We start from the raw sequence: 15,693 nt of genomic DNA, 5'->3' as shown, positions 1-15,693 counted from the left end.
CAAAATTTCGCGACGCAACATTCGCGCTCGGAATCCCCCGCATGCTTGGCATCGTCCGGATCGCGCTCTCGCGGCCCTACACCTTCGTCGTTCTCGCCCTGCTGATCATGATCATCGGCCCGCTGTCCGCGATGCGGACGCCGACCGATATCTTCCCGGACATCAAGATTCCGGTGATCAGCGTGGTGTGGCAGTACACCGGCCTGCCGCCGGACCAGATGGCGGGGCGCATCGCCTCGCCGTTCGAACGCGTGCTCACCACCACGGTGAACGACGTCGAACACATCGAAGCGCAGTCGATCAACGGCTTCGGCGTGATCAAGATCTTCTTCCAGCCGACGGTGGACATCCGCACCGCCAACGCGCAGGTCACCGCGGTCGCGCAAACCCTGCTGCGCCAGCTGCCGCCGGGCATCACGCCGCCGCTGATCCTCAACTACAACGCCTCTACCGTGCCGATCATCCAGCTGGCGCTGTCGGGCAAGGGGCTGAGCGAGCAGAACCTGGGCGACCTCGGCATCAACGCGGTGCGCCCGGTGCTCACCTCGGTGGCCGGCGCGTCGATCCCGTATCCGTTCGGCGGCAAGACGCGCCAGGTGCAGATCGACATCGATCCCGCCGCGCTGCAGGCGCGCGGCCTGTCCGCGCAGGACGTGGCCAATGCACTGGCCGCACAGAATCTCATCGTGCCGGTAGGCACGCAGAAGATCGGCGAATACGAATACACGCTGCAGCTCAACAACGCGCCGTCGGACATCCGCGCGCTGGGCGACCTGCCGATCAAGACGGTCAACGGCACCACCGTGTACATCCGCGACGTGGCGCAGGCGCGCGACGGCAACCCGCCGCAGAGCAATATCGTGCACGTCGACGGCGGCCGCTCGGTGCTGATGACGGTGATGAAGAACGGCTCGGCGTCGACGCTGGCGATCATCGAAGGCGTCAAGCAGAAGCTGGTCGACGCGAAAGACACGTTCCCGGACACCTTGCAGATCGCGCCCATCGGCGACCAGTCGCTGTTCGTGCGCGCGGCCATCGGCGGCGTGGCGAAGGAAGGCATCATCGCCGCGGCGCTGACCAGTCTGATGATCCTGCTGTTCCTCGGCAGCTGGCGCTCCACCGTGATCATCGCCACCTCGATCCCGCTGGCGATTCTCGGCTCCATCATCGCGCTGTCGGCGGTGGGCGAGACGCTCAACATCATGACCCTGGGCGGCCTGGCGCTGGCGGTGGGCATCCTGGTGGACGACGCCACGGTCACCATCGAGAACATCAACTGGCATCTGGAACACGGCAAGGACGTGGAGACGTCGATCATGGACGGCGCGCGCCAGATCGTGACGCCGGCCTTCGTCTCGCTGCTGTGCATCTGCATCGTGTTCGTGCCGATGTTCTTCCTGGAAGGCGTGGCGCGCTTCCTGTTCGTGCCGATGGCCGAAGCGGTGATGTTCGCCATGATCTGCTCGTTCATCCTGTCGCGCACCCTGGTGCCGACGATGGCGAAGTACCTGCTCAAGCCGCACGCGCCGCACACCGACGAACACGGCAACAGCACCGCGCTGCCGCCTTCGGCCAACCCGCTGGTGCGTTTCCAGCGCGGCTTCGAGGCGCGTTTCGAGCGCGTGCGCGCGGCCTACCGCGACCTGCTGGCGATGGCGCTGGAGCATCGGCGCGTGTTCGTCGGCGGCTTCCTCGCTTTCGTGGTGGCTTCGTTTGCGCTGGTGCCGTTCCTGGGCCGCAACTTCTTCCCCTCGGTGGATGCGGGCCAGATCCTGATGCACGTGCGCGCGCCGATCGGCACGCGCGTGGAGGAGAGCGCCACCATCTTCGCCAACGTGCAGGCGGCGATCCGCCGCATCGTGCCGCCGGAGGAACTGGGCACGGTGGTGGACAACATCGGCCAGCCGATCAGCGGCATCAACACCGCCTACAACAACACCGGCACGATCGGTTCCTGGGACGGCGACATCCAGATCGCGCTCAACGAAGGCCATCGCCCCACCGCCGAATACGTGCGCCGCATGCGCGAGGAACTGCCGCACGAGTTTCCGGGCGTGACCTTCTCGTTCCCGCCGGCGGACATCATCAGCCAGATCCTCAACTTCGGCTCGCCCGCGCCGATCGATCTGCAGGTGCGCGGCACCAACCTGCCGCAGAACTTCGCCTACGCCAACACCCTGCTGCGCGAGATCCGCCGCGTACCGGGCGTAGCCGATGCACGCATCCAGCAGTCGCAGGCCAACCCCACCTTCGCGGTGGACGTGGACCGCACCCGCGCGCAGCTGCTGGGCGTGACCGAGCGCGACGTCACCAACAGCCTGGTGGTGAACCTGGCCGGTTCCAGCCAGGTGGCACCCACCTTCTGGCTGAATCCGCAGAACCAGATCTCCTACCCGATCGTGATGCAGACGCCGCAGTACAAGCTCGACTCGCTGTCGGCGCTGGAGAACATCCCGGTCACCTCCAGCGGCGGCGGCAGCTCGCAGCTGCTCGGCGGCCTGGCCACGATCAAACGCGGCACCAGCAACGCGGTGGTGAGCCAGTACAACATTCAGCCGATGGTGGAGATCTTCGCCACCACGCAGGGGCGCGACCTCGGCGCCGTGGCGGCGGATATCCAGAACATCGTCGCCGCGCACGCCAAGCAGCTGCCGAAGGGTTCGTCGACCGCGCTGCTCGGCCAGGTCAAGACCATGAACAGCGCGTTCTCCGGCCTGATCTTCGGCCTGCTCGGCGCGGCGGTGCTGATCTATCTGCTGATCGTGGTGAACTTCCAGTCCTGGAGCGATCCGTTCGTGATCATCACCGCGTTGCCCGCGGCGCTGGCCGGCATCGTGTGGATGCTGTTCGCCACCGGCACCACCTTGTCGGTGCCGGCGCTCACCGGCGCCATCATGTGCATGGGCGTGGCTACGGCGAACTCGATCCTGGTGGTGAGCTTCTGCCGCGAGCGCCTGGCCGAGCACGGCGACGCGCACCTGGCGGCGATGGAAGCGGGCTTCGTGCGCTTCCGCCCTGTGCTGATGACCGCGCTGGCGATGGTCATCGGCATGGCGCCGATGGCGCTGGGCCTGGGCGAGGGCGGCGAGCAGAACGCCCCGCTAGGCCGCGCCGTAATCGGCGGCCTGGTCTTCGCCACGGTCGCCACGCTGTTCTTCGTTCCTGTCGTCTTCCGCATCATCCACGCGCGGCATGGCCGCGCCGCCGACCCGGCTTCGGTTTCCGGAGAGCCCGTCCATGTCTAACGCCCCTCACACCCCTCGTCCCGTGCCGGTGCACCGCCTGCGCCGCGCCGGCATCATCGGCGCCATCGTGGTCGTCGCCGTGGTCGCCACCGGCGTGGTCACCCGCGCCAACGACGCGCGCAAGCTCAAGGACTGGACCGACCAGCAGGCCGTGCCCACGGTGAGCGTGGTGCCGGTCGAACGCAGCGCCGCCGGCGCCTCGCTCGATCTGCCGGGCCGCCTGGAAGCCTATGCACGTGCGCCGATCTATGCGCGCGTCAGCGGTTACCTGAAATCCTGGAAGGTCGACATCGGCGCGCCGGTGAAGGCCGGCCAGTTGCTGGCGGAAATCGAAACGCCGGACCTGGACCAGCAGCTGCTGCAGGCCAAGGCGGATATGGCCAGCGCCGAAGCGAATGCCGCGCTGGCCGCCACCACCGCCAAGCGCTGGCAGGCCATGCTCGGTTCCGACTCGGTCTCGCGCCAGGAAGTGGACGAGAAGACCGGCGACTTCACCGCCAAGCAGGCCATCGCCAAGGCGGCCAAGGCGAACGTCGACCGCATCGAGGCGCTGAAGGGCTTTACCCGCATCGTCGCGCCGTTCGACGGCATGGTCACCGCGCGCGAGACCGACGTCGGCGCGCTGATCAACGCCGGCAGCGGCAGCGGGCCGGAACTGTTCGTAGTGTCCGACGTGCGCAAGCTGCGCGTCTATGTGCGCGTGCCGCAGAACTACGCGCCGTCGATCAAGCCGGGCGCGATCGCCACCTTGTCGCTGCCGGAGTATCCCGGCCGCACCTTCCAGGCGCGCGTGGAAGCTTCCGCCGGCGCGGTGGCCGCCGAATCCGGCACCACCCTCATCCAGCTCGCGGTCGACAATGCCGACGGCAAGCTGATGCCCGGCAGCTTCGCCAGCGTGCGGCTGGAGCGCCCCGGCGACGCCGCCGCGCTGCGCGTGCCGGCCAGCGCGCTGATCATCGACGACAAGGGCACGCGCATCGCCACGCTGGGCGCGGACAACAAGATCGCCTTCAAGCAGGTGACCATCCTGCGCGACTACGGCAAGACGGTGGAAATCGGCTCGGGCCTGGGCGCGGACGACCGCGTGATCGAAAGCCCGCCGGACGGCCTGGTCGACGGCGACCAGGTGCGCACCGCCGAGAAGGACAACACCGAACTGGCCAAGAACCCGGGGCGCAGCAATGCAAAGAAGGCCTGAGCGCGTTCTCGCCCTCGCGCTGGCCGCGGTGCTGGCCGGCTGCTCGCTGGCGCCGGCGTACAAGGCGCCCGAGGTGCCGGTGGCCGAGCAGTTCCAGGAACACGGCGAGGCCTACGGCAAGAGCTGGGTGGCGGCGCAGCCGTCGGACCAGCTGCCGCGCGACGGCTGGTGGACGCTGTACGGCGACGCCCGCTTGAGCGATCTGCAGCAGCGCCTGTTGAAGAACAATGCCGACCTCGCCGCCGCCTTGGCGCATTACCAGCAGGCGCAAGCCTTCAGCCGGCAGGCACGCGCTGGGTTGTTCCCGCAGGCAGGCCTCAATGCCAATGCGCAGCGCGACCGCCAGTCGGATACGCGCCCGCTGCGCGGCGCCACCTCGCCGGCCAACTACGACAGCTACACGCTCGGTGCCGAAGTCGATTACGAAGTCGACCTGTGGGGCCGCGTGCGCAATACGGTCGAAGCGGGCAAGGACGATGCGCTGGCCGCGGCCGCGGATCTCGCCTCCGCACGCCTGAGCCTGCAGGCGCAGCTGGCCGACAACTATCTGGTGCTGCGCGGACTCGATCAGCAGATCCAGTTGCTGAAGGAAAGCATCGCCGCCTACCAGAAGGCGCTGGAGCTGACGCAGACGCGCCACAGTGGCGGCATCGCTTCGGGCCTGGACGTGGCGCGCGCGCAGACGCAGCTGTCCTCGACCAAGTCGCAGTGGTCGCAGACGCTGGCGCAGCGTGCGCTGGTGGAGCATGCGATCGCGTCGCTGGTCGGCGAGTCCGCTTCCAGCTTCTCGTTGCAGGCCGACACGGCAGCGCTGCCACTGCCGACGGTGCCGGTGAGCGTGCCGTCGACGCTGCTGCAGCGCCGTCCGGATGTGGCCGCGGCCGAGCGCCGCGTTGCCGCGGCGAATGCGCGGATCGGCATCGCGCGTGCGGCGTATTTCCCGTCGCTCGGGTTGAGTGCGCAGGGTGGTTTCCAGAGCGACCGCTACGGTGGCCTGTTCACCGCGCCTAATCAGTTCTGGGCGATCGGCCCGACGGCTTTGCTCACCTTGTTCGACGGCGGCCGCCGCAAGGCCGGCGTCGAGGCGGCGAAGGCCGCCACCGAGGAAGCCGGCGCGCGCTATCGCGGCGTGGTGCTCAACGCGTTCCAGCAGGTGGAAGACAACCTCGCCCAGCTCGATCACTTCGGCACGGCGCGCAACGACCAGCAGGATGCGGCGGACGCCGCGAAGCGTTCGCTGGATATCGCGATGGACCGGTATCGGCAGGGCGCGGTGGGCTATCTCGACGTGGTGCAGGCGCAGACCGCGGCGCTGGATGCGCAGAGAAGCCTGCTGGATCTGGATACGCGGCAGCTGCGGGCGAGTGTGCAGCTGGTGCGGGCGTTGGGGGGTGGGTGGACCACCGGTGACCTGGCGTCCGCAAAATAACCGCCCGGCGTAGGTTGGGGTGCGCCGCAGGCGAACCCCAACAGTGCGGTGCGTATCGATGTGCCGATGTTGGGGTTCGCCTGCGGCTCACCCCAACCTACGCTGTTCTCTTTTACAGCCGCGCCGCCAGCATCGCTTCCAGTTTCCGCTGATCGGCGGCGAATTTGCGGATGCCATCGGCCAGCTTCTCCGTCGCCATCGCATCCTCGTTATGGCCCCAGCGGAACCCCGCCTCATCCAGCGCCGGCACGCGCGCTTCGCGCTTGCCATCGTCCTGCAGTGCACGCGGCAGCGGTTCGCTGGTGGCTTCCAGCTTCTCCAGCAGATCCGGGCTGATGGTCAGGCGGTCGCAGCCGGCGAGCGCCTGGATCTGGCCGATATTGCGGAAGCTCGCGCCCATCACCACGGTGTCGAAGCCGTGCTGCTTGTACCAGCCGTAGATGCGGCGCACCGACTGCACGCCCGGGTCTTCTTCCTGCGCATAGGTCTTGGTCGCGGTATTGGCGACGTACCAGTCCATGATGCGGCCGACGAAGGGCGAGATCAGGTACACGCCGGCCTCGGCGCAGGCCACCGCCTGCTCGAACGAGAACAGCAGGGTGAGGTTGCACTGGATGCCGCGGCGTTCCAGCGTCTCGGCGGCGCGGATGCCTTCCCAGGTGGAGGCGATCTTGATCAGGATGCGCTCGCGCTTCACGCCGGCCGCTTCGTACAGGCCGATCAGGCGCTCGGCCTTGGCGATGGTGGCGTCGGTGTTGAAGGACAGGCGCGCATCCACTTCGGTGGACACGCGGCCCGGCACCAGCTCGGAAATCTTGCGGCCGGCGGCGACGGAAAGGTAATCGCCGGCGTCGACCAGCTGGCGTTCGCGCGAGGCGCTCTGGGCCTTGGCCCACTGCACGGCTTCGTCGATCAGCGGCGCATAGGCCGGCAGCTCGGTCGCCTTCAGCAGCAGGGAGGGATTGGTGGTGGCGTCCACGGGGCGATAGCGGGCGATCGCCTCGATGTCGCCGGTGTCGGCGACCACGGTGGTGTACTGGCGCAGCTGTTCGAGTTGGTTGGACACGAGCGGAATCCGTCTGAGGGAACGAGGTATTGTCGCCGCCCGGCGGCGCCGGGCAAAGCGCGGTCAGCTTTCGTCTGTGTTGCCGGATCGGCGGGTATCGGAGCCGGTGACGATGCGCGCGTGGCGCTGGTAGGTCCAGTACGACCAGGCCCAGTCCAGCAGCACCACCAGGCGGTTGCGGAAGCCGATCAGGAAATACACGTGGGCCACCAGCCACACCCACCAGGCCAGCACGCCCGACAGCTTCACCCGCCCGAACTGCGCCACCGCCGACAGCCGGCCGATGGTGGCCAGCGTGCCGTCGTCGCGGTAGCGGAACGGCGCAGGTGCGGCGCGGCCGCCGAGGCGCGCCAGGATCGCGTCCGCCACATAGCGGCCCATCTGCTTGGCGGCCGGCGCGATGCCGGGCACCGGCTTGCCGTCGGCCTGGGTGACGCTGGCCAGGTCGCCGATCACGAACACCTCGGGGTAACCCGGCACGGCCAGCTCCGGCGTCACCGGCACGCGGCCGGCGCGGTCCAGCGGCACGCCGAGGTGCTGGCCCAGCGGCGAGGCGGCGACGCCGGCGGCCCATAGCACGGTGCGCGAGGCCAGCGTCTCGTTGCCGAGCTGCACGCTGTCGCTGCCGATCGCAGTGACGGCGGTGCCGGTGCGCACCTGCACGCCGAGTTTTTCCAATTGCTTCTGTGCCTTCGCCGACAACTCTGGCGCGAACGCCGGCAGCACGCGCGGCCCCGCTTCCACCAGCAGGATGTTCGCCGTGCGCGGATCGCTGCGGCGGAATTCGCGCGGCAGCGTATGGCGTGCGATCTCCGCCAGCGTGCCGGCCAGCTCCACGCCGGTGGCGCCGCCGCCGACCACCACGAAATTGAGCCAGGCCTGGCGCCGCGCCGGATCGTCCTCGCGCTCGGCATGCTCGAAGGCGAGCAGCACGCGGCGGCGGATGGCAAAGGCGTCGTCCAGCGTCTTCAGGCCCGGTGCGTGGCGGGCCCAGTCGTCGTGGCCGAAGTAGGCGTGCGTGGCGCCGGTGGCGACGATCAGATAGTCGTAATCGAGCGGGCCTTGCGCGAGCAGCACGCGCTTATGGGCCAGGTCGATGCCTTGCGCTTCGTCCAGCAGCACGGTGACGTTCTGCTGCTTGCGCAGGATCTGCCGCAGCGGTGCGGCAATGGACGGTGCGGAAAGACCCGCCGTGGCGACCTGGTAGAGCAGGGGCTGGAACAGGTGGTGGTTGCGCCGGTCGACCAGGGTGACGCGGAGCGAGGCATCGTCGAGCCGGTGCGCGGCGGCCATGCCGCCGAAACCGCCGCCGAGGATGACGATGTGCGGCCGGGGATCGGGCTGTGACATCGGGGGAGCTCGTTGGGAGAGGGCGCCCGCCATTTTACGGGAGCGGCCCTTGCGGCGCGCCGCGCCCGCTAGAGAACGCTCAGTACAGATCCACCGGATCCACATCCAGCGACCAGCGCACCCGCCGCGCCGACGGCAGTGCCGACAGACCACGCGCCCACGGCCGCAGCGCCGCGTGCAGGACCGCGCGGCTGCCCGCCTCGACCAGCAATTGCCCGCGATGGCGCCCCGCGCGCAGCGGCATCGGCGCGGGCATCGGGCCGGCGATGCCCAGTTCCGCCTGCGCGGCCGGTTCCAGCGCGCCGCGTGCTTCGCGCAGGAAGGCATCCACGTGTTCGCGCTGGTGCGCATCGGCGCGCAGCAGCACCTGGTGCATGTACGGCGGCAGCTGCACCGCCTGGCGTTCGGCCAGCAGTTCCTTCGCGGCGGCGGCGTAGCCCTGCGCCAGCAGCTGGCGCAGCAGCGGGTGTTCCGGGTGGTGCGTCTGCAGGATCACGCGGCCGGGCTTGCTGGCGCGGCCGGCGCGGCCGGCCACCTGCACGATCAGCTGGGCGAGGCGTTCGCTGGCGCGGAAATCCACGCTGTGCAGGCCTTCGTCCACGCCGACGATGGCGACCAGGGTGAGGTTGGGCAGGTCGTGGCCCTTGGCCAGCATCTGCGTGCCGACCAGGATCGCCGGCCCGTCGCCGCGCAGGCGGTCGAGCAGTTCGTCGAAGGCGTCGCGGCGGCGCGTGGTCTCGCGGTCGATGCGCAGCACGGGCGCGTCGGGGAAGCGCGCGGTCAGCGCTTCTTCCAGGCGCTCGGTGCCCTGGCCCTGCGGCTTCAGGTCCGGTGCGTCGCAGGAGGGGCAGTGCTCGGGCAGGCGCGTGTGGTAGTCGCAGTGATGGCAGATCAGCTGGCGCCGGCCCGCGTGCAGGGTGAGCGGGTGTTCGCAGCGCGGGCATTCGGCATGCCAGCCGCATTGATGGCATAGCAGCACCGGCGCGTAGCCGCGGCGGTTGCGGAACACCAGCGCCTGTTCGCCGCGCGCGATGGTGTCGGCCACCGCGCTCAGCAGGGTGGGCGATAGGCCGTGCTCCAGCCGCTGCGCGCGCATGTCGACGATCTGCACCTGCGGCGGGCGGATTGCGCCGGGCCGCGCGCGCAGATGCAGCGCGCGGTAGCGGCCGGCGTCCACGTTCGCCAGCGATTCCAGCGACGGCGTGGCCGAACCCAGCAGCACCGGCACGCCCAGCGCGCGGCCGCGCAGCAGGGCCAGATCGCGCGCGTGGTAGCGGAAGCCTTCCTGCTGCTTGTAGGCGCCGTCGTGTTCCTCGTCGACCACGATCAGCCCGGCGCGCGGCAGCGGCGTGAACACCGCCGAGCGCGTGCCCAGGATCACCCGTGCCTCGCCGTCGCGCGCACGCAGCCAGGCACGCGCGCGGTCGCCTTCGGCGAGGTTGGAATGCAGCACTTCCACCGGCACGCCCAGGCGCTCGCGCACACGGCGCACGGTCTGCGGCGCCAGGCCGATTTCCGGCACCAGCAGCAAGGCCTGCTTGCCCTGGGCGATCACCTGTTCGATCAGCGCGAGATACACCTCGGTCTTGCCGCTGCCGGTGACGCCGTCGAGCAGGAAGGGCTGGAAGCGGCCCAGCTCCGCGCTCACCGCTGCCACCGCGGCCTGCTGTTCGGGACTGAGCGCCGGTGGCGCGACGGCGGGCTGCGGCGCGGCATCGGCTTCGCGGCGCACGCGCTCGATCAGGCCGGCGGTGGCGAGCCGGCGCGCGGCCTCGCGCCAGTCCGGCAGGCGTTCGTGCAGTTCGCCGGCGCTGAGCGGCGCGGCGGCCAGGGTTTCCAGCAGGCGGCGGCTGCCGCCCTTGCGGCTGCCGGCATCCAGCGCGCTGCGGCCGGCGACGGTCAGCGCCCACGCTTCTTCATGCGTGTCGGGCAGCGGCTTGTCTTCGCGCAGCGCCAGCGGCAAGGCGTTGGCGTAGGCCTCGCCGGGCGCGCCGAGCCAGTAGTCGGCGGCCCAGGCCAGGGTCTTCATCAGTTCCGCGTCGAGCAGCGGCGCTTCGTCCAGCAGCCGCAGCACCCGTTTCAGGCGCGCGCCGCCGAGAGCGGATTCGACATCCGTTTCCACCACCACGCCCACCGCCTTGCCGCGCCCGAACGGCACCAGCACCCGGCTGCCCGCCTGCGCCTCGCCGGCCGCGGGCGGCAGGTAGTCGAACAGGGTGGGCAGGGGCACCGGCAGGGCGACGCGCAGAACGGAGGGCATGGCGATCCTCAGGGCGGGCCAGTGTAACGGCCCCGGCACAGGCGGGACGGACCCCGCGCCGGGCGCCGGTGCCGTTGCGGAGCCGCTTCAGCGCCCCCTGCTGGACCCCGGTCGAGAAGTGCCCGGTAAGTAGCTCTGTGAAGGGGAAAATCTGGCTTATCCACAAGAGCTGTGGATAAGTCTGTGGATGCGCCGGGGAAGGGTGCCCTCAAAGCCAGAAAAATCGGACTTTGCGACGTGCTGTCGAACTTTTAGCCAACTTGTAATGCGATTTAGATTCAATGACTTACAGAGGCCGCTCGGCTGGTGTTCATCCAATTGACATAGCCGTGGTCAATCTATTGACAGTCCTGTGATGCTGTGCAAAACCCTCGCTGGCGCGATTCTGGCAGGGCTCGACGCGTCGGCCACTGCCCGGTTTCGTTGTGATGCGCATCACAAAATATCGGCCTATTGCTTAGTGCACCGCGCCCATCATCAAGGCGCTTACCAGGGCGAATCCGAGCAACCAGGTGTAACACCAGCCGATCACCAGGTACTTCAGCACGGTCATGAACCAGCCCTGCCGGTAGACCCTTTTCTGCATCAGCAGCAGGTACACCGGCGCCCATATCGCCAGGGCGAATTCCAGCCAGCCCAGTACGCTGCCGACCCAGGCTGCATGCGGCGCGATCCAGGACTTCAGCAGCGCCAGCAGCACCCACAGCAGCACCGTGGCGAACAGGAAGGCGTGGCTGTGCAGCGCCACGATCAGGTGCTCCATATAGAGCCGGCGCTTGAACAGGTAGAACAGCTTCAGCAGCAGGGCGAAGGCCGGCATCAGCACGAACATGGTCTGCGGCAGGGCGCCGAAGATGCCGGCCTTGAAGCGCTCGGCGGCCTGTTCGTGCACTTCCGGGTCGGAACTCTTCCAGCCCCGGATATTGGCGCGCAGGTTGGCGGCGGCGTGGGCCAGCCGCGCATTCATGAATTCGGGCAGCCAGGAGACGCGGGTGTTGGCCGGCTTGTCCAGCCAGTCTTCCGCTTCCACGTCGTCGTCCTTGGCCGCGCGGTGCCCGGCGCTGGAAGCGACGGCCGGCGCGGAGGCGGCCGCCGCCGGTGCCTTGGCCGATGCCCCCGAGGCCGGCGCCGCGGCCCCATCGATGGTGGCGATGCGCCGCTCGGCCTGCTTGCGCAGTTCCTTCTCGGCCTTGACCAGGCCGGCGTCGGCGCCGGGCACGTTGGCCACCGTCGCGCGGGCCTGCTGCAGGTTGGCCAGCTGCTCGTCCAGAGCGTGGCGGACGTCGTCCGAGGTCTTCAGGTCGTCGAACTGGCGCCGGTCCACGTGCACGCCGGGCGCGAAATCCTTGCCGCGCGTCACCAGCGAATCGACCGCGATATGGGTCAGGAAGAACGCCAGCAGGCACAGCACGAACATCAGCCGGAACGGCGGCACGTAGCGCTGGCGGCGCCCGGAGAAATATTCCAGGGTGAGGAAGCCCGGCTTGGTCATCAGCGGCGGCAAGGTATGCAGCACGCGGCCGTCCACGTGGAGGAAGGTCTCCAGCGTGTCCTCGAACATGTGATGCACCGGCTTGAGCACGGTGTGGATCGACTGCCCGCAGTGGTGGCAGAACTCGCCCTGCATGGCTGCCGTGCAATTGGCGCAATGCACGCCGTCGTACGAGACGATGTCTTTCCCGCTCACCTTGACCCCTCCCCTTACAAGCGGGCGATCTTGGCATAAGCGTGTGACGGAGGCAGCCCTGCCTGACGGGAGCCTGTAGAATCGCCGGCTCTGGAGTCCCGCCTATGTTTCTTTCCCCTTCCGATCGCGCCCGCGTGGCGCACGAGATCGGTGCCACCGTCTCGCTCGCAGCGCCCCTGATCCTGGCCCAGCTGGCCGCGGTGGGCACCAATGTGGTCGACGCCATGCTGGCCGGCCATTACAGCGCGCACGTGCTCGGCGCGGTCGCCGTCGGCGCCAGCATCTGGGCGCTGGCCATCGTCAGCGGCATCGGCATGATGATGGCGGTACCGCCGTCCGTGTCGCAGCTGGACGGCGCCGGCCGCCGCGGCGAAGTCGGCGCGGTGTTCCGCCAGGCGCTGTGGCTGGCGCTGGGCATGGGCGTGCTGCTGTGGTTCTTCGTGCGCCATGCCGGTCCGCTGATCGACCTGATCGGCGTGGACCCGGGCCTGCGCACCGACGTGGTGGCCTTCCTGCATGCGATCAGCTGGGGCGCGCCCGCGCTCACCTGCTACTTCGCGCTGCGGGGTCTTTCCGAAGGCCTGTCGATGACCCTGCCGTCGATGTTCTTCGCCCTGGCCGGCCTGTGCGTGCTGGCGCCGCTGGGCTATGTGCTGATGTTCGGCAAGTTCGGCCTGGCGCCGCAGGGCGCGCGCGGCTGCGGCATCGCCACGGCCCTGGTGCTGTGGATGGAGATGCTGGGTTTCGCGCTGTACATCTCGCGCCACGGCAACTACCGCGGCCTGAACCTGGGCGAGCGCTTCGACCTGCCCAACTTCAAGCGCATCCGCGAGCTGCTGTCGATCGGCCTGCCGATGGCGATCACCCTGCTGGCCGAGGGCGGCCTGTTCGTGGCGGTGGCGCTGGCCCTGGGCACGCTGGGCGAAACCGTGGTGGCCAGCCACCAGGTGGCGCTGAACATCGCCTCGGTGTTCTTCATGATCCCGCTGGGCCTGGCCATGGCGATCACCGTGCGCGTGGGCAATGCGGTGGGCCGCGGCGACGCCGAGGGCGTGCGCTACGCCGGCTTCTGCGGCATCGGCCTGGCCGTGCTCACCCAGGTGGTCTCGGCCAGCCTGATGCTGGGCCTGCCGCACCTGATCGCCGCGCTGTACACCCGCGATGCGGCGGTGATCGCGCTGGCCACCCAGCTGATCGTGCTGGCCGGCGTGTTCCAGTTCTCCGACGGCATCCAGGTCGCCTCCAACGGCGCGCTGCGCGGCCTGAAGGACACCCGCTGGCCGATGGCGATGACGCTGTTCGCCTACTGGGTGATCGGCATGCCGTTCGGCTGGTGGCTGGCGTTCCGCCAGGGTCTGGGCGCGCGGGGCATGTGGATGGGGCTGGTGGCCGGGCTGAGCGTGGCGGCGATCCTCCTGTTCACCCGCTTCTGGCGCAATTCCCGGACCGAGCGCTGGCGCCGCACGCCCCAAACTTCTCCCACATGACCTGTAAAGCCCGAGCGGTTACGCTGCCGCCGTCTTGTCGAGGAAAGTAAGCATGGCGGAGCGCGGCACCAACGGTTTCTGGGCATTCCTGCGCGTGTTCGGGCGCGGAATCAACGTGGTCAGGCTAGTCATCATCAACCTGATCTTCTTCGTCTTCCTCGGCTTTTTCCTGCTGCTGATGCTCGGCTTCTGGGCCGGCAGCCACGGCGAGCGCGGCGTGCAGAACGACAGCGTGCTGGTGCTGAAGCCGCAGGGCGAACTGGTGGAACAGTTCAGCATCGAGCCGCTGGAGCGCGCACTGCAGGGCCTGTCCGGCAATGCGCCCAAGCAGGTGCAGGTGCGCGACCTGGTGTCGGCGATCGACGCGGCGTCCAGCGACAGCCGCATCACCCGCATCCTGCTGCAGCCGCAGGAACTGCACGCCGGCGGCTTCGCCGCGCTGCGCGAGGTGGCTGCGGCGCTGGACCGCTTCCGCGCCGCCGGCAAGCCGGTGATCGTGTGGGCTTCCAGCATGGACCAGGGCCAGTACTACCTGGCCGCGCATGCCGACCGCGTGCTGCTCGATCCGATGGGCGGCGTGGTGCTGACGGGTCTTGCCAACTACCGCCTGTTCTACAAGGACCTGCTCGACCGCCTGGGCGTGGACGTGCACCTGTTCCGCGTCGGCCAGTTCAAGAGTGCGGCCGAGCCGTACATCCTCGACCACGCCTCGCCGGAGTCGAAGGAAGCCGACGCGTTCTGGATGGGCGGCCTGTGGGACCGCTACATCGACGAAGTGGCCAAGCTGCGCAAGATCGAGCCGTCCGCGCTGCGCGCCGCCGTCGACGGCCTGCCCGAAGCGATCGCCGGCACCAAGGGCGACCTCGGCCAGCTGGCTTTCAACGAACACCTGGTCGATGGCCTCGCCACGCGCGACGACCTGGAAAACATGATGCGCAAGGAAGGCGTGCCGGCCGGCGGCAAGGGCGAGGGCTTCCGCCAGGTCGACCTGCGCCGCTACCTGGCCGGTGTCTCGCCGGGCCGCATGCTGGAACCGGGCGTGGCGGTGGTGGTGGCCGAGGGCGAGATCGTCGGCGGCAAGCAGCCGCAGGGCAGCATCGGCGGCGAATCCACCGCGCAGCTGATCCACGCCGCGCGCGAGGACCGCCGCACCAAGGCCCTGGTGCTGCGCGTGAACTCGCCGGGCGGCGAGGTCTACGCGGCCGAGCAGATCCGCCGCGAAGTCGCGCTGACCAAGGAGGCCGGCATTCCGGTGGTGGTGTCGATGGGCAACGTGGCGGCCAGCGGCGGCTACTGGATCTCGATGAATGCGGACCGCATCTTCGCCGAGCCCAATACGATCACCGGTTCGATCGGCATCTTCGGCATGTACTTCACCGTGCCCGGCACGCTGGACAAGCTCGGCGTGAAGACCGACGGCGTGGGCACCGGCCCGCTGGCCGGCGCGTTCAACATCACCCGTCCGCTGGATCCGAAGGTGGGCACCCTGATCCAGGCCATCATCGACAAGGGCTACCGCGATTTCGTCGGCGGCGTGGCGCAGGCGCGCGGCAAGCCGTACGACGCCATCGACACCATCGCGCAAGGCCGCGTGTGGACCGGCCAGCAGGCGCTGGACCGCGGCCTGGTCGATCAGCTCGGCGGCCTGCGCGAAGCGGTGGCCGATGCCGCCCAGCGTGCCAAGCTGGGCAAGAACCCGTCGGTGCGCTACGTGGAGGCGCCGCTGGGCACCTTCGAGCAGTTCATGGTCAACCTCAACGACAGCTCGGCCACCATCGCGCTACGCGCCTACGGCGTGCATCTGCCGGAGTGGGTGGCGCAGCTGCCGGTGCTGGCGCCGGAGCTGAAGCTGCTGAAGAACGCGCAGTCGGGCAAGCCGAACGTGTATGCGTATTGCTTCTGCGAGCCGCGCTGAGCCGCAGGCCGGGATCGGCTCGCCGCTGATGGCGAGCCTCCCATTCCTCTTGCGCG

9 protein-coding genes are annotated in these 15,693 nt (G+C 69.1%); 5 read left to right on the top strand and 4 right to left on the bottom strand.

Annotated features, from left to right (window positions below; all coding sequences use genetic code 11):
* Positions 1 to 41 precede the first annotated feature (41 nt).
* The 3 genes from KK141_RS09095 to KK141_RS09085 are packed head-to-tail and all read left to right on the top strand — an operon-like array spanning position 42 to position 5,872.
* Positions 42 to 3,245 carry an efflux RND transporter permease subunit gene (locus tag KK141_RS09095; RefSeq protein WP_214569405.1) on the top strand — a complete coding sequence of 1,068 codons (3,204 nt, stop codon included), beginning with the start codon at positions 42 to 44 and terminating at the stop codon, positions 3,243 to 3,245.
* Positions 3,238 to 4,443: an efflux RND transporter periplasmic adaptor subunit gene (locus KK141_RS09090; RefSeq protein WP_214569404.1), complete on the top strand. Its 1,206-nt coding sequence runs from the start codon at positions 3,238 to 3,240 to the stop codon at positions 4,441 to 4,443. Before KK141_RS09095 ends, KK141_RS09090 begins: the two co-directional genes overlap by 8 nt.
* Positions 4,427 to 5,872 (top strand): efflux transporter outer membrane subunit, encoded by a 1,446-nt coding sequence (locus KK141_RS09085; RefSeq protein WP_214569403.1) that lies wholly within the window; start codon positions 4,427 to 4,429, stop codon positions 5,870 to 5,872. The genes KK141_RS09090 and KK141_RS09085 overlap by 17 nt, the downstream gene beginning before the upstream one ends.
* Positions 5,873 to 5,984: 112 nt before the next feature.
* Here KK141_RS09085 and tal read toward each other — a convergent pair whose 3' ends face one another.
* The 4 genes from tal to KK141_RS09065 form a co-directional block, all read right to left on the bottom strand.
* Positions 5,985 to 6,938 carry a transaldolase gene (gene tal / locus KK141_RS09080; protein ID WP_214569402.1) on the bottom strand — a complete coding sequence of 318 codons (954 nt, stop codon included), beginning with the start codon at positions 6,936 to 6,938 and terminating at the stop codon, positions 5,985 to 5,987.
* A gap of 63 nt (positions 6,939 to 7,001) precedes the next feature.
* Positions 7,002 to 8,288: an NAD(P)/FAD-dependent oxidoreductase gene (locus tag KK141_RS09075; protein WP_214569401.1), complete on the bottom strand. Its 1,287-nt coding sequence runs from the start codon at positions 8,286 to 8,288 to the stop codon at positions 7,002 to 7,004.
* A 79-nt stretch (positions 8,289 to 8,367) separates the two neighbouring features.
* A complete protein-coding gene (locus KK141_RS09070) occupies positions 8,368 to 10,548 on the bottom strand; it encodes a primosomal protein N' (protein ID WP_214569400.1) in 2,181 nt (726 codons plus the stop codon).
* Between the two features lie 457 nt (positions 10,549 to 11,005).
* Entirely contained in the window at positions 11,006 to 12,235 is a 1,230-nt protein-coding gene (locus KK141_RS09065; protein ID WP_345777540.1) for a DUF3667 domain-containing protein, read from the bottom strand.
* Positions 12,236 to 12,339: 104 nt separating this feature from the next.
* Between KK141_RS09065 and KK141_RS09060 the strand changes: the two genes are divergently transcribed.
* Both KK141_RS09060 and sppA read left to right on the top strand, forming a co-directional pair.
* A complete protein-coding gene (locus tag KK141_RS09060; protein WP_214569399.1) occupies positions 12,340 to 13,722 on the top strand; it encodes an MATE family efflux transporter in 1,383 nt (460 codons plus the stop codon).
* A 52-nt stretch (positions 13,723 to 13,774) separates the two neighbouring features.
* On the top strand, positions 13,775 to 15,637 hold the full coding sequence (gene sppA / locus KK141_RS09055) for a signal peptide peptidase SppA (RefSeq protein ID WP_214569398.1): 1,863 nt from the start codon (positions 13,775 to 13,777) through the stop codon (positions 15,635 to 15,637).
* Positions 15,638 to 15,693 lie beyond the last annotated feature (56 nt).

The sequence above is a fragment of the Dyella sp. LX-66 genome, assembly GCF_018599165.1.
In the GTDB taxonomy this organism is placed as follows: Bacteria; Pseudomonadota; Gammaproteobacteria; order Xanthomonadales; family Rhodanobacteraceae; genus Dyella_D; species Dyella_D marensis.
The sequence above is the reverse complement of the archived record's forward strand: the minus strand, read 5'-3'. Positions and strand labels throughout refer to the sequence as shown.